A 22,244-nucleotide genomic window follows, 5' to 3' on the forward strand; every position below is an offset into this window, starting at 1 on the left:
GCACGAGGTTGCGGTCGTTCTCGGCGTCAGAGCGACCGCAACCTCGTGCTCGGCGGTCCCGCGAACGCGCCGACGTCAGGCGTTGAGGCGCGCCACCAGCCCCGGGAGCTCGGCGACCGAGTCGAGCAGGAAGTCGTGCCGCTCGCGCCCCAGGTCCGCGGCGCCGAGCTTGCCCGTGAGCACCCCGACGACCGCCCCGACCCGTGCGTTGACCCCCGCGCGCAGATCGAGCACGGTGTCCCCCGCGGCGAGCACGCGCGCGACGTCGAGCACCCCCGTGCGCTCCATGTCGCGGTGGATCATGTACGGCGCGGGGCGCCCGAGCGGCACCTCGTCGGCGCAGGTCACGGCGTCGAGCGTGACCTCGGGCGAGAGCCACTGCTCGGGCCCTGCGGCGACCGTCCAGCCGAGCACGTCGAGGATCCCCCGGGTCACCTCGCGCGTGAAGCCCGTGGTCAGCGCGACCTTGACGCCCGCGGCGCGCAGGACCGCGAAGGCCTCGGGTGCGCCGGGGATCGGGGTCGGGGGGTTCAGGAGGTACGCCTCGCGGAGGAGCGCGGTGAAGCGCGCGAACGCGGCGTCGACCGTCGCCTCGTCGGGGGCGCCCACCGGGGTGCGGGGAGAGTCGGCACCGATCGCGAGCAGGGCGGTGATCGCCGCGCGCTTCTCGGCTCCCATCCAGTGCTGGATGTCCGACGACGTCGCACCGCTCCCGTGCTCGAGGACCGCCGCGTGCAGCGCCTCGTAGACCGCGCCGCCCTCCTCGACGGTCGTGCCCGCGATGTCGAGCGCGACGAGCTCGATCGCGAGAGGCGGGCGGGCGGTGGTCGTGGAGGTGCTGGTCGTGCTGGTCATGCGGAGGGCTCCTGGTTCGGGTCGGTGTCGGCAGGGTTGTCGGCGAAGGGAGCTGCGTCTGCCCGACCGGCCGTGGGCGACACGAGCGACGCCGCGGCGGCCGACGCCGTCGGGAAACGGACCATCGAGAGCGACGTGTCCTGGGTGTTGTCGATCGTGAAGGCCGCGAGCTCGGGCAGGTAGCGGTCGTCGGCGTACTCGACCGGGACGCCTGCGGCGTTGCGCGTGGTGCGGCGCTCGCGCAGCAGCGGGGCGCCCACGGCGACCTCGAGCAGGTCGGCGTCGGTCTCGTCGGCCGCGACCGCGTCGATCACGTGGCGGGCGGCGTGCAGGTCCGCGCCGCGCGAGATGAGGTGGTCGTAGATCGACCCCGTGTCCGGGTCGAACTCGAAGATGAGGCGTCCGACGGGCTCGATGAACGTGTCGCGCTCGACCATCGCGGGGACGCCGTCGAGCAGGCGCAGGCGCAGGACCTCGACCACGGGCGTGCCCTCCTCGAGGCCCAGCGCGTCGGCGGCGACGCCGTTCACGCCGCGCCGCGCGACCTCGACGGTCCGCTGGCCGGGCACGCGTCCCACCCCCGCGGCCCAGCGGCTGAACGACAGGAACGTCTCGAAGGGCTGCGGGACCGCGCGCGAGCGCACGACCGGCGGGCGTCCCTGCCCCCCACCGATGAGCCCTTCGCTGCGCAGGGTCCCGAGCGCCTGCCGGACCGTGCCGCGCGAGATCGAGAACTCGGCGCACAGCGCGGACTCCGACGGCAGGGAGTCTCCGATCGCGTACGTGCCGGACACGATCCGACGGCGCAGCTCACCCAGCACGTGCTGGTGCAGCGGGCCGTGGGGCGGGTGGGCGGCCTGGGCCGACCGGGCCGCGTGCGGCGGGCGGGACGGGACGCCCGCCCCGGGCGGCGGGGCGGCGGGCGGGGACGACGAGGACGGTGCCATGACTTGACCATACAGGCGCCCGTTCCGCGCTGGAGCGCGCAACGGGTGACGGTCGGATGAACCCGGAACACAGGGCGCCAACCGCAGGTGAACACTCTGGAAACTTGTCTGGACAAGTCCCGGAATCGCTTGATCGTGGCTCCACGATCACGGCAGTGTCCGTGTCGTGAGCAGCACACCATCGCCGTCCCGGGCCACCTCGACCGGCGCCGCCGGGCCCCGTACCGCCGGTCCCAGCGCCGCCTCCCGCGCCGGGGGCACCCCGTCCGTCACTCCGTCCGGCCGGCCGACGAGACTCCCCGGCACGACCGGCCGCACCGGGCCGGACCTTCCCGCCCGCGTCGACCTCGTGGTCGTGGGTGCCGGCATCGTCGGCCTCGCGCACGCCGTCGAGGCGGTCGGCCGCGGCCTGTCCGTCCTCGTGGTCGAGCGTGACGACCGTGCGGTCGGCGCCTCGGTCCGCAACTTCGGGCACGGGTGCTTCACCGCGCAGGACGGCGAGGCGCTCACCTACGCCTTCACGGCCCGCGAACGCTGGATCCAGCTCGCCAAGGAGGCCGACTTCTGGCTCCGCGAGTCGGGCACGGTCGTCGTGGCCCGCGCCGAGGACGAGCAGCAGGTCCTCGAGGACTTCGCCCAGGTCCGCGACGGTCACGCCCGTCTGCTCGACCGGGACGCCGTCCTCGCCCGCGTCCCCGCCAACCCCGACGAGGTCCTCGGTGGAGCGTTCCTGCCCCAGGACATCCGGGTCGACCCCCGGGAGGCCGTCCCCGCGATCGCCCGCTGGTACGCCGAGCAGCGCGGCGCCCACGTCGCCTGGTCCACCACGGTCCAGGGCTTCGAGGCCGGCAGCGGCGTGACCCTCGTGCGTACCTCCCGGGGCGACGTCGTGGCGACCAAGGTGATCCTCGCCGTCGGGCACGACGTGGACCGGTTCTTCCCCGAGACCGCCCGCACCGCGGGCGTCCAGCGCTGCACGCTCCAGATGCTGCGCGTCGACGCCCCCGCAGGCGCAGCCGGCGGACCCCGCGAGATCGACCCCGCGATCTTCACGGGCACCTCGATGCTCCGCTACAACGGCTTCCGCCTCTCCCCCGCGCTCACCGCCGTCCGCGAGCGCCTCACGGCCCAGCACCCCGCCCTGATCGACGCCGCGGTCAACCTCATGGTCACCCAGCGCCCCGACGGGACGCTCACGCTCGGCGACACGCACGCCTACGCGACCACGCCCGGACCGTTCCACCCCGAGGCCCTCGACGAGCTCCTGCTCACCGAGGCCGCGCGGCTCTTCGGCACCGGCCCCCTCACGGTCCGCGAGCGCTGGCAGGGCGTCTACGCCTCCGCGCCCGCGCCGTTCCTCAACGTCACGCCCATGCCCGGCGTGCGCGCCGTGTCGGTCACGTCCGGCATCGGCATGACCACCGCGCTCGGGCTCGCCCCGCGCGTGCTCGACAGCTTCCTCTGACAGACCAGCCTCTCTCGCGAACCCCCACACCAGGAGAAGACATGCACCGCAGCCGCACCGGCCAGGCCACCTCCGTCCTCGCCGCCGCACTGCTCCTCGGCACGCTCGGCGCGTGCTCGACCGGCACCGCCGACGCAGGGACCGGCGCCGACGGCGCCGCCTCGGCGACGTGCCCGAACGGCGCGATCCGCTTCGGCATCGAGCCCTACGAGGACCCCGCCAAGCTCGAGCCCGCCTACCAGCACCTCGCCGACGCGCTGTCCGAGAAGCTCGACTGCCCCGTCGAGCTCACGATCGTCGAGGACTACTCGGCCGAGGTCCTCGCCATGGAGAACGGCAAGCTCGAGCTCGCCCAGTTCGGCCCGCTCGGCTTCGTGTTCGCGAGCGAGCGCGCCGACGCCGAGCCCCTCGCGTCGTTCGGCCTCGCCGACGGGTCGCTCTCGAGCTACACCGCAGGCATCTGGGTGCCGGTCGACTCGCCCGTCCAGAGCATCGACGACCTGCCGGGCCACTCGCTCGCGCTCGGGTCGACGGGCTCGACCTCGGGCGACGCACTGCCCCGCTTCGCGATCCTCGACGCCGGTCTCACCGAGTCCGACGTCGAGATCACCTACGCGGGCGGCCACCCCGAGGCGCTGCTCGCCCTGACCAACGGCCAGGTCGACGCCGCGCAGATCAACTCTCAGACGCTCGCGACCGCCGAGCGCGAGGGCACGTTCGACGCGTCGAAGTTCCGCCAGGTCTGGGAGTCCGACCCCATCCCGAACGACCCCATCACGGTCGCCGGCTCGCAGAGCCAGGAGTTCAAGGACGCCGTGCGCGACGCCCTTCTCACGCTCGACACGGCCGACGTCGAGGCCATCGGCGCGTTCCTCGACGTCGACCCGGCGGGCCCGCTCGTCGAGGTCGACGTCGACACGTACAAGCCGTTGTTCGACCTCGCCACGACGCTCGGGCTCACGTCCGACGACGTCTGACCCTCACGGACGTGCGCGGGGTGGTCGCCGGGTCGCCCAGGCCCGGCGGCCGCCCTGTACGTCCCGTCCGGTCGACCGCGATCCCGGTCGACCGCCCTCTCTCCCCCGCGGGCTCGCGTCCCGCACCAGCAAGGAGTTGTTCCAGATGGCTTCACACCACGGCGCGGTCGGGCTGGGCTCGCCGCGCGCGCCCGGTCCGGTCGGGGGCGTCCTGCACCTGCCCGACGGCGTCCGCTCGCCCGGGCTGCACGTCCGGGACCTGCGGGTCCAGTTCAGCACCCGCTCCGAAGCGGGTGAGAACGTGCTGCGCAGCGCGGTCGACGGCATGGACCTCGACGTCGCGGCGGGCGAGCTCGTGGCGATCCTCGGCGCGAACGGGTGCGGCAAGTCGACCACGCTCAAGTCGGTGATCGGGCTCGCGCCCGTGACGTCGGGCGAGGTGTGGGTCGACGGCGAGCAGGTGCACCCTCACCACAGGTCGTCGGCCGCGGACCAGCACGAGGCCCGACGACGGGTCGCGATGATCTTCCAGCAGGTCAACCTCGTGCGGCGGCGCACGGTGCTCGACAACGTGTGCGCCGGCGCGCTCGGGCGGCTGCCCCTGCGGCAGTCGCTCGTCGCGTCCCTGTTCCCCCACGACCTGCGGGCCGAGGCCATGCTGTGCCTCGACCGGGTCGGCCTGGCCGACCGCGCGCTCGACCGGGTCGGCCAGCTCTCGGGCGGTCAGCAGCAGCGCGTGGCCGTCGCCCGGGCCCTGTGCCAGCGGGCGAGCGTGCTGCTCGCCGACGAGCCGACGTCGGCGCTCGACCCCGCGGCCTCGACCCAGGTCATGGAGCTCCTCGCGACGCTCGCGCACGACGAGGGCCTGGCCGTCGTCGCCGTGCTCCACGACCCCGAGCTCGCGCGCGAGCACGCCGACCGCCTCGTCGGGATGGTCGCCGGACGCGAGCAGCTCAACGGTGCGCCGGACGCCGTGGCGCGCGACGCCGTCGAGCACCTGTACGCGGCGGCCGCTGCGACCGCTGCCGCCCCGACCAGTGACCGCCCGATCACCGGAACGAGGATCCCCGCATGACCGCCACGGCCCCCGCCCGCTCGCCCCGGCCCCCGCGCGGCGCGGCCCGCGACCGCACCGACGGCCCGTCGCGCGAACGGCTCTCGCACGTCGTCGTGCCCACGGCCCACCGCTCGGGCCGGCAGGTCACGACCTGGGTCACCGCCGGTGCCGTGCTGCTGGGGCTGCACGTCCTCGCCTGGCAGGGCACGGGCTTCTCGATCAGCGCGCTCGTGGGTGGCTGGGAGGGCATGGCCCGGTTCGTCGGCGAGGCGTTCCCGCCCGACCTCGACTGGTCGACCGTCGTGGCCCCCGGCCTCCAGGCCACGCTCGTGACCCTGTGGATCGGGCTTCTCGGGACCACGCTGTCCATCCCGCTCTCGCTGCTGCTCGCAGTGCTCGCCGCGCGGGGCAGCACCCCCGGGTCGTTCTGGTACCAAGGGGCGCGCGCGATCCTGTCGTTCTTCCGCGCGGTGCCCGACGTCGTGTTCGCCCTGATCTTCGTGACCGCCGTGGGGCTCGGACCGTTCGCGGGGGTGCTCGCGCTCGTCGTCCACAACACGGGCGTCATGGGCAAGCTCTGGGCCGAGGCCATGGAGGAGATCGACCCCGGGCCAGCCGACGCGCTGCGCACCAACGGCGCGGGCCGGACCCAGGTCGTCACGCACGCCGTGCTGCCCGCGGTCGTACCCCAGTTCCTGGGCCTGCTGCTCTACCGGTTCGACGTCAACGTGCGGTCCTCGCTCGTGCTCGGGCTCGTGGGCGCGGGCGGGATCGGGTTCCTCATCAACAAGTCGATCAAGCTGTTCCGGTTCGACGAGATGCTCACGTACATCCTCATGGTGCTCGTGCTCGTGTGGGTCGTGGACCGGTTCTCGTCGTGGGCCAGGGCGCGGATCGCGGTGTGATCCTCCTCGGTGCCGCTCCGCCCCTGGTGCCCGCCGGTGGTACTCGGTGCCGGTCGGTGCCGAGCACGAGGTTGCGGTCGTTGTCCGATGGATAACGACCGCAACCTCGTGCTCGACCGCACGGAACCTCGTGCTCACGACCGACGCCAGCCGCTCCTCCTTTCACGGGCAGCTCTCCCCATGGGAGAGATACCTCCTCGCGACCGATTCTCTGAGAAGGTGTGAGCGATCCCCACCCTCGATCGGAGCTCCTCCATGCGCACATCCGTGCACCGCACGATCACGGCGACCGTGCTCGCCGTCACCCTGGTCTCCCTGACCGGCTGCTCGCTCCTCCCGGGAGGCGAGCCTGCGCCGTCGGGCACGGCGAGCCAGGCCGGTGACGAGCCGGGCACGAATGCCGAGCCCGTCGCGGCGCCCAGCGTCTCGCCGGTCGACCCGGACGCCGTGGTCCTCGACGAGACGCTCGACGTCCCCGGTCGCCCCGGCGACACCATCCGCGTCGGCATCGAGTCGCTCACCGTGCGGGGCGACCTCACCGAGCTGCGCGTGATCTTCACACCGACCGCCTCGGCCGACGACGGCGGCGAGCGCAGCGTCTACGAGCTCACCGGGGCCACCTCGGTCGATGCCGCGCTCGTCGACCGCGAGAACCTCAAGAAGTACGTCCAGCTCGTCGACGAGAACTACGACGCGATGGGCTCGAGCATCTTCACGACGACGGCGGTCGGGGGCGAGTCGATCCGCTGGACCGCGGTCTTCGCCGGCCTCGAGGACGACGTCGCGACGCTCGACGTGCGCATCGTCGACTCGTGGCCCACGTTCGAGAACGTCCCGGTGACACGATGAGGCCCGCACGCGCCGTGCTCGGCCTCACGGTCGCAGCGCTGCTGCTCGGAGCGCTCCCCGCGTCCGCGACCATCGACGCGCCGGCCGAGTTCGACATCACGACCATGCCCGAGCCCACCGCCGAGCAGATCGCCGAGTCCGTCTCCCACTTCACGACCGAGGGCAGCGTCCAGACGATCGACACGGTCGAGACCCAGGGCGAGGAGACCGTCATCACGCTGACCTCGGACATCCTCTTCGAGGTCGACGGCGCCGAGGTGTCCCCTGCGGCCGCAGCGGCCGTCGCCGGGCTCGTCGCGAACGTGCCCGACGGCGCGACCCTCTCGGTCCACGGCCACACCGACTCGGTGGGCGACGACGCGCACAACCTCGACCTCTCGCTGCGGCGGGCACAGGCCGTCGGTGCCGCGGTCAGCGCGTCGAGGCCCGACCTGGTGCTCGACGTCCAGGGCTTCGGCGAGACGCAGCTCAAGACGCCCGAGGAGGGCGACGACCCGGGGCCGGCGCGCGCCGAGAACCGTCGCGTGGAGCTGCGGTTCAAGGGCTGACGTGGTTCGGGTGCCGAGCACGAGGTTGCGGTCGTTATCCGGCGGATAGCGACCGGAACCTCGTGCTCGACCGCACGGAACCCCGTGCTCGCGCGAGGAACGCTCGAACTTCAGCCCCCACGTGACCAGCGCTCCTCAGGTCCCGCGCCGTGAACCGGAGCACGTCGACCCCACGCGAGGCGACGAGGCGGTTCTGACGCCGCCGGTCGTGGAACAACGCCTCCGGCGCCGCGTGAACCTCCGCGCCGTCGATCTCGGCGATCAACCAGCGACCGCCGGGCAGACGCCAGCCCAGGTCGCCCCGGGCCAGGAACTCTCCCGCGTCGTCGGCGATCACGACCTGCAGGTCGTCGGGCACGACCCCTGCGTCCTGGCAGTCGAGGCGCGCGAACGTCTCGAGCGGTGACTCGGCGCGACGGTCGCTGAGCTCCCACCACGAGTGCGTCCGCGCCACGCCCCGTCGACCGCGGGCCTGGTCGTGCGCACGCGCGAGCCCCCGACCGTCGAGCAGCCCTCGTTGCTGCGCGCTGTCCATCAGCGCCACCGCGTGGCGCCGGTCGAGCTCGGGGACCGCCTGAGCAAGCGCCCAGTCCGGCGTCGCCACGTACCTGCCGTCGATGCGCTGCACCGTCATCCCGTCGTCGAACTGCCGCAGCAGGACACCGTCTCGCGACCTGGTCTCGCGTGCTCCGGGCAGCGCCGCCTGAGGCGTGATCCGCCACGGGAGGCCCTGGACCCCGAGCAGGGCCAGCGCGCACGGCCCGACGGCGATGGCGTCCGGCCCGAAGGTCAGCAGACCGGCCCACGCGGCACGCCTCCGCAGGTGCTCCGGCACACCCGGTCCCGCCCGGCCGGCTGGAGGGACCGGGTCGGTGTCGTAGACCCCACGCGTCACCCGAACCCAGGACCGTTGCTCGACGAGCCGCGACCGTCGAGGCGACCGGACCCCGTGCTCGTCGCACTGCGCTGCCGACACCAGTCCCTCCTGGCGCCGAGCGACGTGCAGGAGTGCTTCCGGGAGCGGCGACGGGGTGCGCATCGCCGCATCCCAGCAGAGGACGCGCGCGGCATGCCGCCGGATCACGGCCGGCTGTGGACAGCCCGCCTGGCGGTCCGGCTGTGGACGGCTGTGGACAGCGGCCGAGCACGAGGTTCCGTGCGGTCCAGCATGAGGTTACGGTCGCAGACCGCCGGATTTCGACCGCAACCTCGTGCTCGGCACCACAGGGGCCCCGGAGGCACCCCAGGAAGCCGTCAGTCCTTCGCGTCCCGCTCCGCCATCTTCGCGAGCATCTCGTTGTACTCATCCATCTCGACGTCGCCGACCTGGTCGACGCGCCGGTCGCGCCGCCTGGCCTCGCGGTCGTCGGACCTCGACCACATGATCGCCACGATGATCGCGAGCGAGAGGGTCGGCAGCTCGCCGATCCCCCACGCCACGCCACCGCCGCGCTGCTGGTCGGCGATCGCCGTGATCCCCCAGTCGTGGCCGAGCAGCCCGAACCACTCGGGCACCAGGAGCGCCGTCCCGGTCGTGAGCGCGACCCCGAAGAACGCGTGGAACGCCATGGTCGCGAACAGCAGGAGCAGCCGCTGGGGCCAGCCGGGCCGGTGCGGCCCGGGGTCGATCCCGATGAGCGCGTTCGCGAACAGGTACCCGGCGAGCGTGAAGTGCAGCAGCATCGCGAGGTGCCCGACGTACGTCGTGAGCGCGAGCTCGAACGCCGGCGTGTAGTAGAAGACGATCATCGAGCCCGCGAAGTTCACGGCCGCGACGACGGGGTTCGCGAAGAACTGCCCCCACTTCGAGGTCACGAGCGCGAGCACCCACTCGCGGGGCCCACGGGAGCCGTCCTTGCGCACGGGCACGGCGCGCACGAGCAGCGTCACGGGCGCGGCGAGCACCAGGAAGATCGGCACGACCATCGCGAGCACCATGTGCTGGACCATGTGCGCGCTGAACAGCACGTGCCCGTACATCGCGGGGCCACCGTTGGTGACCCAGAACAGGATGACGATCCCGATGCACCACGAGATCGTGCGGCCCACGGGCCACTTGTCGCCGCGCCGGGCGAGGCGACGGACCCAGCGCAGGTAGACCACGAGCGCAGCGACGCACGCGAACGCGGGCAGCAGGTCCCAGCGCCACTCGGTGAACCATCGGCCCAAGTCCGGCTCGGGGGGCAGCGGGTGGCCCGTGACGAGCTCGGCGGGGGTCGGGAGCGCGATGGGCTCGTCCGGGATGGGCGGGGCGGTCGAGCCGAGCGCGACGGCCACGCCGGACACGGCGCCCATGACGAGCAGCTCGACCGCGACGAGCCGCCAGAACAGCCAGGTCGCGGCCTTCTCGGCCGCAGGGGCCACGGCCGTCCGCGCAGAGGCCGTCCCCTTCTTCTGCCCGACGGCGGAGCCGCCCGCCGTCGTCGTCCCGCCCGAGGCGGTGGTCGCCCGGGCAGAGGCGGCGGCCGGGGAGTCCTCGTCGGCGGCCGCGACACCGTCGGCCGTGCCCTTGGTCCTCCTCGCAGGGCGAGCCTCGTCGGACGCGCCGGCACGGGTCCCGCCGCGGGCGGCGGCCGGGCCGACCCCCTGGAGCCGTCGCACGACGAGCTCGCGGTGCGCGAACCCGAGCGCCCCGAGCACGACCATGAGCCCGACCTTGGCGAGGACCAGGACGCCGTAGTCGGTGCTGAGCCCGTCGAGGCCGCCGACCCGGATCCACGCGTTCGCGACGCCCGAGACCGCGACCGCGACGAACGACCAGCCCGCGATCGAGGAGTAGCGCGAGACCGAGGACGCGAAGGACGTCCGGTCGAGCCCTCCGCGCAGCCGCACGATCGCCAGGACCCCGAGCCCGCCGATCCACAGGGCCGCGCCGCCGAGGTGCAGGAACATCGAGGAGATCGCGAGCTCGTGGCTCGCTGCGCCGGCCGTGTGGCCCGTGTTGGCCTGGAACGCGAGGGCCGAGATCGCGAGGAGAGCGGTCCAGAGGGCACCCGTCGGGGTGCGGACGGCGAGCGCGCACGCCGAGGTGAGCGCCGCGATGATGACGACGCCGAGCAGGCTGCGCCCGAGCGAGATCTGGGTCACGAACGCGGCGATCTGGTCGCCGAACCCGATGCTCGAGACGGGCATGCTCGACAGGACCGAGTAGCGCAGCACGGTCTGCACGACGGTCAGCACGGCCCATGTGGCCGACGCCGCCCCGGCCACGCCGAGCGCCCGGCGCAGGGGCACGCCCGCGGGCAGCACGCAGGCCGCGAGCACGAGCGAGCCGATCGTGAGCGAGATCGCGAGCTCGGTGAGGACCGTGGAGACGGGCAGGCCCCAGCGCGAGATCGCCCCGGGGTCGGCGAACCCCGTGAGCGCCTCGAAGGCTCCGGAGAACGCTCCGGCGGCCAGGACCGCGAGGATCGCGACGACGACCGCAGCCGGCCCCGCCGCCACCAGCCACCAGGGGTTGCGCGGGGAGTCGACGACGTCCCGGCCGGGGGTGCGCGCGGCCCGGTCGGGCGCGGTTCCTGGGGTGCTGCGGGGGGCGGTAGCGGTCACCGGTCCAGGGTAGGCGGCGTGCGGCGGATCGTGGTATTCCCGCCGGCGCCCCGGTGGGGACCTCGCACCATGCACTTCCTGTGAAGAACCCCGTCGCCCGTCAGGGTCCGCTGGCATACTGGGCCGGGTTCGCACGGCGTCCCCCTCCCGGGCCGGGCCCGTGACCACGTCCCCAGCACGACCCGAGCACACGCGAAGGACCTCACCATGGCCACAGGTCACGGCAGCATCTCCACGACCGACCTGGACCGTGCGGGTCACCTGCTCAAGCGCGTCGAGCAGGTCTTCGACCAGCGCGTCGTCGGGCAGGAAGCCCTGCGCACGGCCCTGATCAGCTCGCTCCTCGCGGGCGGCCACATCCTGCTGGAGTCCGTCCCCGGCCTCGCCAAGACCACGGCCGCGCAGACCCTCGCGTCGGCGATCAACGGCTCGTTCCGGCGCATCCAGTGCACGCCGGACCTCATGCCCAACGACATCGTGGGCACCCAGATCTACAACTACGCGACCGGGTCGTTCACCACCCAGCTCGGGCCTGTGCACGCGAACCTGGTCCTGCTCGACGAGATCAACAGGTCGAGCGCCAAGACGCAGTCGGCGATGCTCGAGGCCATGCAGGAGAAGCAGACGTCGATCGGCGGCGAGAACTTCCCGCTGCCCTCGCCGTTCATGGTCCTCGCGACGCAGAACCCCATCGAGGAGGAGGGCACCTACGTGCTGCCCGAGGCCCAGATGGACCGCTTCCTCATGAAGGAGGTGCTGACGTACCCGGCCCCGCAGCAGGAGCTGGAGATCCTCGACCGCATCTCGACGGGCCGCATGACGGCGCCCATCACGGCCGAGCCCATCAGCATCGACGACGTGGTGTTCCTCCAGCGCCTGGTCGACGACGTGTACGTCGACGAGTCGATCAAGCGCTACATCGTCGACCTCATCAACACGACGCGGCTGTCGGGTCCGCGCCCCGTCCCGGGCCTCGACCAGCACGTGCGCGTGGGCGCGAGCCCCCGTGGCGGCATCGCACTCATGCGCGTGGGTCAGGCCCTCGCGATCCAGGCGGGTCGCGCGTTCGTCATCCCGGACGACATCAAGGCCGTGCGCTACTCCGTGCTGCGCCACCGCCTGGTCCGCACGTTCGACGCGCTCGCGACCAACGTCCAGCCCGAGCAGCTCATCGACGCCGTGTTCGACGCGGTCCCCACCCCGTAGGGCGCGGTCCATGGCAGACGTGTCGCGACTGGCCCAGGTGCGGGCCAGGCTCGAGCTCCCGCTGGCCCGGCGGGCCTCGGGGCTGCTCGAGGGTCGGCACCGCTCCGTCCTCAAGGGGCACGGGCAGGACTTCGACGACCTCCACCTCTATGCGCCCGGCGAGGACGTGGGCGACATCGACTGGAAGTCGAGCGCCCGCGCGGGCATCCCCGTGGTGCGCCGGTTCGTGCGCGAGTCCAACGTCAACCTGGTCCTCGTCGTGGACACGGGCCGCAACATGGGCGCGACCGCGGCGAGCGGCGAGCCCAAGGCCGACGCGGTGGCCTTCTGCTGCGCGCTCGTGGCCTACCTCGCGCGCGACCGCGGCGACCGGGTAGCGCTCGTCGCGGCGGACGCCGGGCGCATCGTCCAGCTCCCGCCCCGCGCCAGCACGCAGGACCTCGAGCTCATGCTCCGCACGGTCGAGAAGCAGCTGAGCGTCGACGCGCCCGCGAGCGACCTGAACCGCGCGCTCGACCGGGCGCTCAACGCGTTCCAGCGGCGCTCGATCATGGTCGTCGTGACCGACGAGGCCCGCCCCGGTCCCGAGCACGAGCGCCTGCTGCGGCGCCTGCGCGTGCGCCACGAGGTCATGGTCGTCGCGGTCGCGGACCTGTCGCCCGTCGGGGTCCCCCTCGCCGTGGGCGGCCCGGCCACCGAGCACCGCGGCCTCGGGCAGGTCGCGGACGTCGACGGCACGCTCGACCTGCCGCCGTTCCTGCGGGGCCGCGTGGACGTCGCGGAGGGGGCGGCGCAGGCCGTGCGTGCTCGGCGCGAGTCGGTCGTGGCCCTGCTGCGCACCCTCCAGGTGGAGGCCGTGAGCGTGACCGGGACCGACGACGTCGTGCCCCGTTTCGTCGAGCTGCTGGGGAGGGCGAAGCGTGCCCGACGATGAGCTCTACGCCCCGGTCCTCTACAGCGGCTGGTGGGGGGCGCTCGGTGTCCTCCTGCTGCTGCTCGTGGTGGGCTGGATCGTGTTCGCCTTCCTCTCGACGCGTGCGTCGGCCGAGGAGAAGGCCCAGCCCCCTGCCCCGCGCCTGCCGACGGGACCGTACGACCCGTACGCGGGCCTGCGCACCGAGTTCGAGGCGCACCTCGACGCGGTCGAGCAGCGCTACCTCGCCGGCGAGCTCGACGAGCGCGGGCTCCACCTGGCGCTGTCCAAGGAGGTCCGCGGCTTCGCGTCGGGTCGCCTGGGCGTGGACGCCTCGGTGCTGACGCTGTCCGAGATCGAGCGCATGACGGGCACCCAGCACCTGACGCGCCTCATCGCGCGCTACTACCGTCCGTCGTTCGCGGAGTACGACGTCGACCCGCTGGCCGGCCTCGACGAGCACGGCGTCACGCCCACGGGCAGGGACTCGATCGACCGCGCCCGCACGGTGGTGAGGACGTGGTGACGCCTGCCGCCCTCGTGCCCGGGCCGCAGGGCGCCTCGATCCTGTGGCCCTGGCTGCTCGCCGGGGTCGTGGTCCTGGCCCTGGGTGCAGGGGCGACGGCCTGGTGGCTCGCGCGCCGCCGTCGGGCACGTGCCGAGGCCACGCAGGACGCCGACGGCGTCACGTGGGTCGCGAACTCGTCCTACCTCGCGCAGGTCCCCGCCTTCGCGGCGTGGGTGCGCCGCTACCGGACGCTGCAGGTCGTGGGGCTCTTCGGGCTGCTCGTGGCGCTCGTCGGGGTCGGTGCGGTCGCGGCCCGGCCGGTCGAGACCGACGTGGTCGTGGACCGCCTGGGGACGCGGGACATCGTGCTGTGCCTCGACGTGTCGGGCTCCATGACCGCGTACGACGGCGAGATCCTCAAGGTGTACTCGGAGCTGGTGGACAACTTCGAGGGCGAGCGGATCGCACTGTCGATCTTCAACTCGACGTCGCGCACCGTGTTCCCGCTCACGGACGACTACACCCTGGTCAAGGAGCAGCTCGCGGCGGGGGTCGCGGCGTTCGACAAGGACCCGAGCACGCTCGACTTCGCGCGCGAGGGCGACGAGAAGGACATCCTGGAGTACCTCACGTACACCGCGGGCACGCTCGCGAACGAGTCCGCCGCGAGCCTCATCGGGGACGGCCTGGCCAACTGCGCGCTGCAGTTCGACGAGGAGGCCACGGAGCGCTCGCGCTCGATCATCCTCGCGACCGACAACTACGTCGCGGGCGAGCCCATCTACACGCTCGAGCAGGCCGCGACCCTGGTGGCCTCGCGCGACATCACGCTGCACGGGATCTACGGAGGCTCGGACCTGTACGCGGGCACGCCCGAGGAGGTCGAGTACCGCGACGTGGTCGAGGCCGGCGGCGGGCTCTACTTCCTCGCGGGCGACCCGCAGGCCGTCGAGGGCATGGTCGAGGACGTCGTGGCGCAGCAGGCCGTCGAGCTCGACGCGAGCCCCGAGGTGATCGTGACGGACCTGCCGACGCTCTGGTTCCTCGTGGGGACCGCCGGCGCCGCGCTCCTGCTCGTCGTGGCCTGGAGGTTGCGCGAATGACCCTCCACCCGTTGATCCCCCTGTGGGCGTGGGCCGTGGTGTTCGTGCCGCTGCTCGGGCTCGCCGTGTGGCAGCTCGTGGTCGCGCTGCGAGGCGCGTCGCGAGGCGCTGCCGGCCGGCAGGGCACGCCCGCCGGCCCGCGGGGCGCCTGGGCCCGGCGCACCGCGCTCGTCGCGGTGCTCGCCGTGATCGGGCTCGGGCCCTCGGTCCCCGTGACGGACCGCGACACGTCGGTCGCGAACGTCGACATGTTCTTCGTGGTCGACCGCACGGGCTCCATGGCCGCCGAGGACTTCGACGGCACGAACGAGCGCCTCGTGGGCGTGCGCCACGACATCGCGAGCCTCACGGGCGACATCCCGGGCGCCCGCTACTCGATCATCTCGTTCGACTCCCAGGCCAGCCGCCAGCTCCCGCTCACGACCGACGCACGCGCCATCACGTCCTGGGCCGACACGTTCAAGCGCGAGATCACGCTCTACTCGAAGGGGTCGCTCACCGACCGGCCGCTCGACGAGCTGCGCGAGGCCCTGCAGGGGGCCGCGGCCGAGCGCCCGTCGAACATGCGGCTCGTGTTCTTCCTGTCGGACGGCGAGCAGACCGCGGACGGCGAGCCCCGCTCGTACGAGGAGCTCGCACCGCTCGTCGACGGCGGCGCGGTGCTGGGCTACGGCACCGCGGAGGGCGGGCGCATGAAGGAGTACATGCCAGGCGAGGACCCGGCCACGGCCGAGTACATCGAGGACCCGTCGAAGGCGACGATCGACGAGTCGGGCGTGCCGGACGCCCTGTCGATCATCGACGAGGAGAACCTGCAGGCGATCGCCGAGCAGCTGGGGGTCCCGTACGTGCACCGTGAGACCACGAGCCCGACGGCCGAGCTCGTCGCAGGCGTCGACCCGCAGCAGGTCGCTGCGGACGGCAGGCGCCTCGTCACCGCCTACCGCCCGATCGTGTGGCCGTTCGCGCTCCTCGCGGCCGGCCTCCTCGGGATCGAGGCATGGTGCGCGGGCCGGTCCGCGGCCCGCCGGGTGGGGGTGCGCGCATGAGCGGCGACGGGGCGCCCCCGCAGCAGCCCCCGTGGGGCAGCTCGAACGGGACGGGTGGATCCCAGCAGCCCGCGCAGCCCGGAGGGCCTGTCGTGCCCTCGCAGCCGGCTCCGCCGTGGGGAGGCCCGTCGACGGTCCGCCCCGGCGCGCCCTACCCGCAGCCGCCCCGCGCGCAGCTGCCCGGCTCGCGCTCCCCCCAGGCGGCGGCGCTGCGCTCGAGGCGGCTGCGCCGTCGGGCACTCCTGCTCCTCCTGCCGATCCCGCTGCTGATCGCCGCGCTCGTGCTCGGCACCAAGCTCGCGTTCCTGCCCGTGATCGCCTCGATGGGCTCCGACCGCTACGACGCGGGCGACCACTCGGGCGCAGCCGACCTGTTCGACCTCCAGAAGACCATGAACGTCGTCGACCCGTGGAAGGCCTGGTTCAACACCGGGACAGCGCGACACCGGACCGGCGACGACTACACCGCGATCAGCGACCTCCACCGTGCCTACGACCTCGCCGAGGGCGAGGAACCCATGGTCCGCTGCCGGATCCAGATCAACCTGTCGATCGCCTACGAGACCTCCGGTGACTACGAGAAGATCACCGCGGACGACTACATGGCGCAGAAGAAGGCCCTCGAGGAGGCCCTCGCTGCTCGCGCCGCGGGCGAGGACTACGAGGCCAGCGTGATCGACCCCTACGGCGACGGCAACGAGCTCACGCCCGAGCAGGTCCAGGACGACGCCACGACCTGGTACTCGTTCGCCGAGCGCTCGTTCGCGACCGCCGAGCAGGTGCGCGGCTGGCCCGGGTGCGAGGACCAGTCGGAGCAGGAGAAGGAGCAGAACGAGCAGTCGGTCCAGCGCCTGCAGGACAAGCAGCAGCAGGCCAAGGACGCGCAGCCGCAGGAGCCCCAGGACCCGCAGGAGGGCGAGGAGCAGGAGCAGGAGCAGCCCGAGCCCGACCAGACCGAGGAGGAGCGGGCCGAGGCCGAGCGTCAGGAGAAGCTCCAGGAGCAGAACTCCGAGGCCCGGGACGACGAGGACCAGAGCCAGCAGGAGTACCGGAACTACTACGGGGGCGACGAGCCCGCGGGGGGCACGGGCGAGGAGCAGGGCGGCGGTGGCTCGGCCAAGAACTGGTGAGCTGCGGTCACCGCCGGTCGCGCCCGAGGCCTGACCTCGAGGTCGCACCTCGGGGGCGGACGCACGCGGCGTGCGCTCCCACCCCTCAGTCGTCGAGCCCGTCGACCAGCAGGGTGCGGGGACCGGGGCCCTCCTCGGCCAGCACGTCGTGCGGGTTGGCCAGGACGCACTTGCGCAGCGACAGGCACCCGCACCCGATGCAGTCGGTGAGGTGGTCGCGCAGGCGCACGAGCTGTTCGATCCGGGCGTCGAGGTCCGCGTGCCACATGCGCGAGAGTCGGCGCCAGTCCTTGGCGGTGGGCGTCCTGTTCTGCGGGAGCGTCCCCAGCGCCTCGCGGACCAGCGCGAGCGGGATCCCCACGCGCTGGGAGACCTTGATGAACGAGACGCGGCGCAGCGTCTCGCGCGGGTAGCGGCGCTGGTTGCCCGGGGTGCGGCGCGCGGTGAGCAGTCCCTCGCGCTCGTAGAAGTGCAGCGCCGACACCGTGACGCCGCTGCGGCGGGCGAGCTCGCCGACCGTGAGCTCGTCGTCGGGGTGGGGCCCCTCGTCAGGCATGATTGCTCCAGGCATTCGTCACTCCGTCCATCGACGGGTCGGATGCGCTTGACCTCGACAATGGTTGAGGTTCGAGACTAGTCGAAGCGCTCGACCGAGCGCACCTGTCGCGCGACGCCCCATCCGGCCGGCGCCCACCCCTGCGAGGAATCATGGAACCACTACGCCCCCTGGCGCCCGAGGCCGACGTCGCCGAGGCGATCGCTGACTCCCCCGCCTTCGGTTCCCCCGCGGCGGCCGCACCTCCGGACGAAACAGGTCCCGACGCCCACGGCCCGACCGGCGGTGGCTCGACCGGCGGCGGCCTGTCCCCCGCGACCCAGCGCACGGTCATGATCGGCATGGTCGCTCTCGTGCTGCTCGGCGCGTTCGAGGCCCTGGCCGTCGCGACCGCGATGCCGACCGTCGCGCAGGCCCTCGACGGCCTGACGCTCTACGCGGTCGCGTTCGCGGGGTCGATCGCCGCGAGCGTCGTCGGGATGGTCGCCGCGGGCCGCTGGTGCGACCGGTTCGGCCCGAGCCCGTCGCTGTGGGCCGGCGTCGGCCTCTTCCTCGCCGGCCTGGTCGTCGCAGGGCTCGCCCCGACCATGGAGGTCTTCGTCGCGGGGCGGGTGGTGCAGGGGCTCGGCACCGGGATGTACATCGTCGCGCTGTACGTGCTCGTCGCCCGGGTGTTCCCCGAGGACCGGCGCCCGTCGGTGTTCGCAGCCTTCGCCGCCGCGTGGGTCGTGCCCTCGATCGTCGGCCCCGCGGTCGCAGGGCTCGTCGTCGAGCACGTCGGGTGGCGCTGGGTCTTCCTCGCCGTGCCGTTCCTCGCGGTCCCGGCCGTGCTCATGATGCGCCCCGGCCTGCGCGCCGTCGTGCAGGACCGCCGCGCGACGGACGCGGCGGACGCCGCCGACCGCGGCGGGAACGCGGCCCTGTGGTGGGCCGTGGCCGCGGCCGTGGGCATCGGCCTGCTGCACTTCGCGGGCCAGCAGGAGGGCGTGCTGCTGTACGCCGCGCTCGTGGTCGCGCTCGGTCTGGTCGTGGTGAGCGTGCCGCACCTGCTCCCGCGCGGCACGGTGCGCGCGGCGCGCGGGCTGCCCTCGGTGATCGCGATCCGCGGCCTCGTCGCGGCAGCCTTCACGGGCACCGAGGTCCTGCTGCCGCTGCTCCTCTCGCACGAGCGCGGCCTCTCCCCCGCGCAGGCGGGCGGGGTCCTGACGTTCGGCGCGATCGGCTGGTCGGTCGGCGCGTGGCTGCGCGGGAAGGCTCACTGGGGATGGCCGCACTCGCGCTTCGTCCTCGTCGGGTCGTTCCTCATCGCGGGCGGGATCGCGGGCACCGCGCTCCTCGCGTGGCCCTCCGTGCCCCCGATCCTCGGCATGCTCTCGTGGACCGTCGCGGGCCTGGGGATGGGCATGGTCCACCCGACGCTCTCGGTGCTCACGCTCGCCCTGTCGCCCGAGGACCAGCAGGGCGCCAACAGCTCGGCGCTCCAGGTCTCGGACGCGCTGTCCGCGGCGATCGCTCTCGCGGTGACCGGGTCGATGCTCTGGGCCCTGCACGACGCGTTCGGCCTCCTGGCCTACGTCATCTGCTTCGGCGTGACGGTCGTGATCGCGCTGCTCGCGGCGTTCGTCGCGCCGAGGACCCGGGTCCCGGCCTGAGCCGCGGCTCCCCCGGGCTGCGGCCCGGGCGGTGCGGTCCGGGCGGTGCGGTCCGCCTAGCGAGCCGGCAGCGCCGCGACGCCCTCGGCGTAGCGGTCGAGCACGATCGCGGTCAGACGAGCGTCGGGGGCGAGCGGGGCCGTGACGACGTCCGCGCCGGCCTCGAGCAGGCGGTCGTGGAAGAAACCGGGGGCCAGCAGGTAGGCGGCGATGACCACGCGGGGAGGCTCGTCCTCACCGCCCGACGGCGCCGCGCCGGCCGCGTCGGCGCCTGCGCCCGAGGCGGTGGTCGCCTCGCCCGGGACCGCGGCCACGCCGAGCGCCTCGCGCGCCGCCGCGACCGCGTCACGCACCGACGGGGTCGCCATGGCGCCGAACCCGACCGTGACCGGTCCGTCGTGGTGCGCCCGCAGGTGCTCGGCGACGGCCTCGACGTCGCGCGCGGCCCCCGACCTGCTCGACCCGGCGGCCGCGAGCACGACCGCGTCGTGCGGACGCGTCCCGGCCGCGGCGAGGCGGTCCGCGAGGATCTGCGCGAGGCGCGGGTCGGGGCCGAGCGCGCGGGCGGCGGTCGCCGCACCGTGCTCGGGACCTCGTCCCTCGTGCTCGGGCGAGACGGCCTCGGTGATGTCGACGTTCACGTGGAAGCCCGTGGAGAGCAGCAGAGGGACGACCACGGCCTGACCGCCCGGCCCCTCGCCCGGGGCGCGCGGTGCGACCGCGTGCGTGACGACGTCGGCCACCTCGGGCTGCTGGACGTCGACGAACGCCTCCCGGACGTCCAGGTCGGGGCGCGTCGCACGGACGTCGTCGAGCAGCGCACGGATCGCGGCCTGGCCGGCGACGTCGTTGGTCCCGTGCGAGCAGCCGACGAGCACGGGTGCGGCTGCTGCGTCTGCAGCGCCCGCTGCGCCCGCTGCGCCCGCTGCGCCCGCTGCGCCCGACGACGGGCTCCCCTCGGTCTCGCCGGAAGGGAACCCCAGGATCTCCGTGCTCATGCCAGCTCCAGTCGATAGCCACGTTTGACGACGGTCTTGACGAGGGCGCGCTCGCCCACGGCCTCGCGCAGCCGGGCCACGGCGACCTCCGCGGCGTGCGGGTCGCGCGAGTCGCCGGGCAGCGCCGCGAGGACCTGGTCGCGGGTCACGATCTCCCCGGCCCGCGACGCGAGCAGGCGCAGGACCTCGAGCCCGCTGGGCGAGAGCGGGAGCACGCGACCGTCGAGCACCGCGACGCGCGAGCGGATCTGCAGGATGCCCGCGACGGTCACGAGCGCGAGGGTCTCGGCGTGCTCGTAGTGACCGACGAGCGTCCGGACCAGCGCGCCGAGGCGCCCGCGGTCCGGCTGGAGGGTCGCGATCCCGCGGTGCGCAAGGGGGCGGGCCGTGATGGGTCCGACGGCCGCGGCGATCATGCTGCCGCTCGCGAACCGTGCAACGACCGCGTCGCCGACGCCCTCCGACTCCGCGGCCGCGAGCCACGCCTCGGCGCCCGGGGCCGAGGTGAAGACGACGGCGTCGATCTCGCCGCCCGCCGCGGCGTGGACCGAGGCCCGGAGCGCCGCCTCGTCGGGCGGCGGGCCCCAGCGGTAGACGATGAGGCTCGCGACGTCCGCGCCCGCCTGCGCGAAGACCGTGTCCAGGCCGTCGGCCCCCGCACCGTGGTGCTGGACGGCGATGCGCAGCCCGTCGACGCCCTCGCCGAGCAGGACGTCGGCGATCTCTCCCGACGTCTCCGACTCCGCGACCCAGTCCGCCTGGAGGCCGGCGGCCTGGATCGCGCCGCGCGCCTTGGGCCCGCGGGCGACCAGGCGTGCCCCGCCCATGACGGCCAGGAGCTCGTCGGCCAGCCCGTGGGCGTCGGCCGCCTCGATCCAGCCGCGGAACCCGATGCCCGTGGTGACGACCACGACGTCCGGCGGGCGGGCGATCAGGTCGCGCGTGCCCGCGAGGAGCGCCTCGTCGTCCTCGTTGGGCACCATGCTCAGGGCGGGCGCGTGGCGCACCTCGGCCCCCCGGCGGACCAGGGCCGCGGCGAGCTCGGCCGAGCGCCGGTCGGCCGTGACGAGGACCGTGCAGCCGGCCATGACCTGGCCGAGCGCGGGGCGCTGCGCTGCGGTGGCGGGGACCGCCGACCCCTGGACCGCTCCCGTCACAGGGACATCTCCGGGACGAGGGCGGGGACCAGCAGGTCCGCGGCGGCCACGTCCCCCACGACCACGACCGCCGGGGCGCGCACCCCGACCTGGGCCGCGCGCTCGACGAGCGTCCCGAGCGTGGCGCGCGTGACCCGCTGGTGCTCCGTGGAACCCGACTCGACGACGGCGACGGGCGTGCCGACGTCGGCCCCGGCGGTGACCGCCTGGTCCGTGATCTCGCTCAGCATCGACACTCCCATGAGGATCACCAGGGTAGCCGTGCGATCGCGGACCGCGGCCAGCGCGCCCACGTCCAGACCGCCGTGGCCGTTGACCACGAGGAACGCACCGACCGTCCCGCGGTGCGTGAGGGGGATGCCCGCGAGCGCCGGGACGGACAGGGCGCTGCTCACGCCCGGCACGACCTCGACCGGGACCCCCGCGGCGCGGCAGGCCAGGACCTCCTCCCCGCCGCGGCCGTACACGAACGGGTCGCCGCCCTTGAGCCGCACGACCGTGCGGCCGCGCTGCGCCTGCTCGACGAGGATCGCGTTGATCTCGTGCTGCGGCACGGGGTGGTGGCCCGGGGTCTTGCCGACGTCGATGACCTCGACGCTCGCGGGGAGGTCGTCGAGGACCTGGAGGGGGCCCAGGCGGTCGACCACGACGACGTCGGCGGTCATGAGCGCACGGTAGCCACGGAGGGTGAGCAGGTCGGTCGCTCCGGGCCCCCCGCCCACGAGGGTCACCGATCCGTTGTCAGAACGTGGCCGGGGTATGGCCCGGTGGGCTTCTGACACCTTGTCCGGCACCGCGGGGCAGGGAGCCGGTGACCGGG

21 protein-coding genes are annotated in these 22,244 nt (G+C 73.8%); 13 read left to right on the forward strand and 8 right to left on the reverse strand.

The window, feature by feature from the left end; translation table 11 throughout:
• Positions 1–75 precede the first annotated feature (75 nt).
• Positions 76–855: a phosphonatase-like hydrolase gene (locus tag ASE15_RS02545; RefSeq protein ID WP_056644624.1), complete on the reverse strand. Its 780-nt coding sequence runs from the start codon at positions 853–855 to the stop codon at positions 76–78.
• Positions 852–1,802, reverse strand: coding sequence for a GntR family transcriptional regulator (locus ASE15_RS02550; RefSeq protein WP_082618117.1), 951 nt, complete (start codon positions 1,800–1,802; stop codon positions 852–854). Before ASE15_RS02550 ends, ASE15_RS02545 begins: the two co-directional genes overlap by 4 nt.
• A gap of 166 nt (positions 1,803–1,968) precedes the next feature.
• On the opposite strand from ASE15_RS02550, the gene ASE15_RS02555 reads away from it, so the two are divergent.
• The 6 genes from ASE15_RS02555 to ASE15_RS02580 all read left to right on the forward strand — a co-directional run bounded on the left by ASE15_RS02555 (position 1,969) and on the right by ASE15_RS02580 (position 7,603).
• The gene (locus ASE15_RS02555) at positions 1,969–3,267 is read left to right on the forward strand and encodes a TIGR03364 family FAD-dependent oxidoreductase (protein ID WP_235534082.1); all 1,299 of its coding nucleotides are present in this window, start codon (positions 1,969–1,971) and stop codon (positions 3,265–3,267) included.
• Between the two features lie 41 nt (positions 3,268–3,308).
• Positions 3,309–4,244 carry a phosphate/phosphite/phosphonate ABC transporter substrate-binding protein gene (locus ASE15_RS02560; protein WP_056644618.1) on the forward strand — a complete coding sequence of 312 codons (936 nt, stop codon included), beginning with the start codon at positions 3,309–3,311 and terminating at the stop codon, positions 4,242–4,244.
• Positions 4,245–4,389: 145 nt separating this feature from the next.
• On the forward strand, positions 4,390–5,319 hold the full coding sequence (locus ASE15_RS02565) for a phosphonate ABC transporter ATP-binding protein (protein ID WP_235534085.1): 930 nt from the start codon (positions 4,390–4,392) through the stop codon (positions 5,317–5,319).
• On the forward strand, positions 5,316–6,206 hold the full coding sequence (gene phnE, locus ASE15_RS02570; protein WP_082618118.1) for a phosphonate ABC transporter, permease protein PhnE: 891 nt from the start codon (positions 5,316–5,318) through the stop codon (positions 6,204–6,206). Before ASE15_RS02565 ends, phnE begins: the two co-directional genes overlap by 4 nt.
• Before the next feature lie 255 nt (positions 6,207–6,461).
• Positions 6,462–7,055: a hypothetical protein gene (locus ASE15_RS02575; RefSeq protein ID WP_056644615.1), complete on the forward strand. Its 594-nt coding sequence runs from the start codon at positions 6,462–6,464 to the stop codon at positions 7,053–7,055.
• A complete protein-coding gene (locus ASE15_RS02580) occupies positions 7,052–7,603 on the forward strand; it encodes an OmpA family protein (RefSeq protein WP_157257327.1) in 552 nt (183 codons plus the stop codon). The genes ASE15_RS02575 and ASE15_RS02580 overlap by 4 nt, the downstream gene beginning before the upstream one ends.
• A gap of 34 nt (positions 7,604–7,637) precedes the next feature.
• Here the strand turns inward: ASE15_RS02580 and ASE15_RS02585 are convergent, their stop codons facing one another.
• A complete protein-coding gene (locus ASE15_RS02585) occupies positions 7,638–8,642 on the reverse strand; it encodes a type IV toxin-antitoxin system AbiEi family antitoxin domain-containing protein (RefSeq protein ID WP_200955866.1) in 1,005 nt (334 codons plus the stop codon).
• Between the two features lie 215 nt (positions 8,643–8,857).
• Complete coding sequence (locus ASE15_RS02590) at positions 8,858–11,152, reverse strand: cytochrome c oxidase assembly protein (RefSeq protein ID WP_056760993.1); 2,295 nt, start codon at positions 11,150–11,152, stop codon at positions 8,858–8,860.
• 207 nt (positions 11,153–11,359) lie between these two features.
• Between ASE15_RS02590 and ASE15_RS02595 the strand changes: the two genes are divergently transcribed.
• From ASE15_RS02595 to ASE15_RS20655, 6 genes are read left to right on the forward strand one after another with little or no spacing between them, the layout of a single operon-like run.
• Positions 11,360–12,358: a MoxR family ATPase gene (locus tag ASE15_RS02595; RefSeq protein WP_056644605.1), complete on the forward strand. Its 999-nt coding sequence runs from the start codon at positions 11,360–11,362 to the stop codon at positions 12,356–12,358.
• Between the two features lie 10 nt (positions 12,359–12,368).
• Entirely contained in the window at positions 12,369–13,292 is a 924-nt protein-coding gene (locus ASE15_RS02600; protein WP_056760996.1) for a DUF58 domain-containing protein, read from the forward strand.
• Complete coding sequence (locus ASE15_RS02605; protein ID WP_056644599.1) at positions 13,279–13,797, forward strand: hypothetical protein; 519 nt, start codon at positions 13,279–13,281, stop codon at positions 13,795–13,797. Before ASE15_RS02600 ends, ASE15_RS02605 begins: the two co-directional genes overlap by 14 nt.
• Positions 13,791–14,882, forward strand: coding sequence for a VWA domain-containing protein (locus tag ASE15_RS02610; RefSeq protein WP_157277100.1), 1,092 nt, complete (start codon positions 13,791–13,793; stop codon positions 14,880–14,882). The genes ASE15_RS02605 and ASE15_RS02610 overlap by 7 nt, the downstream gene beginning before the upstream one ends.
• Entirely contained in the window at positions 14,879–15,931 is a 1,053-nt protein-coding gene (locus ASE15_RS02615; RefSeq protein WP_056761003.1) for a VWA domain-containing protein, read from the forward strand. The genes ASE15_RS02610 and ASE15_RS02615 overlap by 4 nt, the downstream gene beginning before the upstream one ends.
• Entirely contained in the window at positions 15,928–17,061 is a 1,134-nt protein-coding gene (locus ASE15_RS20655; protein ID WP_157277101.1) for a M48 family metallopeptidase, read from the forward strand. Before ASE15_RS02615 ends, ASE15_RS20655 begins: the two co-directional genes overlap by 4 nt.
• Positions 17,062–17,146: 85 nt before the next feature.
• Here ASE15_RS20655 and soxR read toward each other — a convergent pair whose 3' ends face one another.
• Positions 17,147–17,617 carry a redox-sensitive transcriptional activator SoxR gene (gene soxR, locus ASE15_RS02625; protein ID WP_056644581.1) on the reverse strand — a complete coding sequence of 157 codons (471 nt, stop codon included), beginning with the start codon at positions 17,615–17,617 and terminating at the stop codon, positions 17,147–17,149.
• Positions 17,618–17,769: 152 nt separating this feature from the next.
• Here soxR and ASE15_RS02630 point away from each other — a divergent pair, with 152 nt between their 5' ends.
• On the forward strand, positions 17,770–19,269 hold the full coding sequence (locus ASE15_RS02630) for an MFS transporter (RefSeq protein WP_200960495.1): 1,500 nt from the start codon (positions 17,770–17,772) through the stop codon (positions 19,267–19,269).
• A gap of 56 nt (positions 19,270–19,325) precedes the next feature.
• Here the strand turns inward: ASE15_RS02630 and ASE15_RS02635 are convergent, their stop codons facing one another.
• The 3 genes from ASE15_RS02635 to cobA all read right to left on the reverse strand — a co-directional run bounded on the left by ASE15_RS02635 (position 19,326) and on the right by cobA (position 22,218).
• Entirely contained in the window at positions 19,326–20,267 is a 942-nt protein-coding gene (locus tag ASE15_RS02635; protein ID WP_082618119.1) for a sirohydrochlorin chelatase, read from the reverse strand.
• Entirely contained in the window at positions 20,264–21,355 is a 1,092-nt protein-coding gene (locus ASE15_RS02640) for a uroporphyrinogen-III synthase (RefSeq protein ID WP_056761464.1), read from the reverse strand. The genes ASE15_RS02635 and ASE15_RS02640 overlap by 4 nt, the downstream gene beginning before the upstream one ends.
• 65 nt (positions 21,356–21,420) lie before the next feature.
• Positions 21,421–22,218: a uroporphyrinogen-III C-methyltransferase gene (gene cobA / locus ASE15_RS02645; RefSeq protein WP_369800536.1), complete on the reverse strand. Its 798-nt coding sequence runs from the start codon at positions 22,216–22,218 to the stop codon at positions 21,421–21,423.
• Positions 22,219–22,244 lie beyond the last annotated feature (26 nt).

It is taken from the genome of Oerskovia sp. Root22, from assembly GCF_001429135.1.
Lineage (GTDB): Bacteria > Actinomycetota > Actinomycetes > Actinomycetales > Cellulomonadaceae > Oerskovia > Oerskovia enterophila.

What these genes read in the sequence shown, in the direction of transcription:
- ASE15_RS02545 (WP_056644624.1), bottom strand. Translation starts at nt 855, where the DNA reads ATGACCAGCACGACCAGCACCTCCACGACCACCGCCCGCCCGCCTCTC.
- ASE15_RS02550 (WP_082618117.1), bottom strand. Translation starts at nt 1,802, where the DNA reads ATGGCACCGTCCTCGTCGTCCCCGCCCGCCGCCCCGCCGCCCGGGGCG.
- ASE15_RS02560 (WP_056644618.1), top strand. Translation starts at nt 3,309, where the DNA reads ATGCACCGCAGCCGCACCGGCCAGGCCACCTCCGTCCTCGCCGCCGCA.
- ASE15_RS02565 (WP_235534085.1), top strand. Translation starts at nt 4,390, where the DNA reads ATGGCTTCACACCACGGCGCGGTCGGGCTGGGCTCGCCGCGCGCGCCC.
- phnE (WP_082618118.1), top strand. Translation starts at nt 5,316, where the DNA reads ATGACCGCCACGGCCCCCGCCCGCTCGCCCCGGCCCCCGCGCGGCGCG.
- ASE15_RS02575 (WP_056644615.1), top strand. Translation starts at nt 6,462, where the DNA reads ATGCGCACATCCGTGCACCGCACGATCACGGCGACCGTGCTCGCCGTC.
- ASE15_RS02580 (WP_157257327.1), top strand. Translation starts at nt 7,052, where the DNA reads ATGAGGCCCGCACGCGCCGTGCTCGGCCTCACGGTCGCAGCGCTGCTG.
- ASE15_RS02585 (WP_200955866.1), bottom strand. Translation starts at nt 8,642, where the DNA reads ATGCGCACCCCGTCGCCGCTCCCGGAAGCACTCCTGCACGTCGCTCGG.
- ASE15_RS02595 (WP_056644605.1), top strand. Translation starts at nt 11,360, where the DNA reads ATGGCCACAGGTCACGGCAGCATCTCCACGACCGACCTGGACCGTGCG.
- ASE15_RS02600 (WP_056760996.1), top strand. Translation starts at nt 12,369, where the DNA reads ATGGCAGACGTGTCGCGACTGGCCCAGGTGCGGGCCAGGCTCGAGCTC.
- ASE15_RS02615 (WP_056761003.1), top strand. Translation starts at nt 14,879, where the DNA reads ATGACCCTCCACCCGTTGATCCCCCTGTGGGCGTGGGCCGTGGTGTTC.
- ASE15_RS20655 (WP_157277101.1), top strand. Translation starts at nt 15,928, where the DNA reads ATGAGCGGCGACGGGGCGCCCCCGCAGCAGCCCCCGTGGGGCAGCTCG.
- soxR (WP_056644581.1), bottom strand. Translation starts at nt 17,617, where the DNA reads ATGCCTGACGAGGGGCCCCACCCCGACGACGAGCTCACGGTCGGCGAG.
- ASE15_RS02630 (WP_200960495.1), top strand. Translation starts at nt 17,770, where the DNA reads ATGGAACCACTACGCCCCCTGGCGCCCGAGGCCGACGTCGCCGAGGCG.
- ASE15_RS02635 (WP_082618119.1), bottom strand. Translation starts at nt 20,267, where the DNA reads ATGAGCACGGAGATCCTGGGGTTCCCTTCCGGCGAGACCGAGGGGAGC.
- ASE15_RS02640 (WP_056761464.1), bottom strand. Translation starts at nt 21,355, where the DNA reads ATGGCCGGCTGCACGGTCCTCGTCACGGCCGACCGGCGCTCGGCCGAG.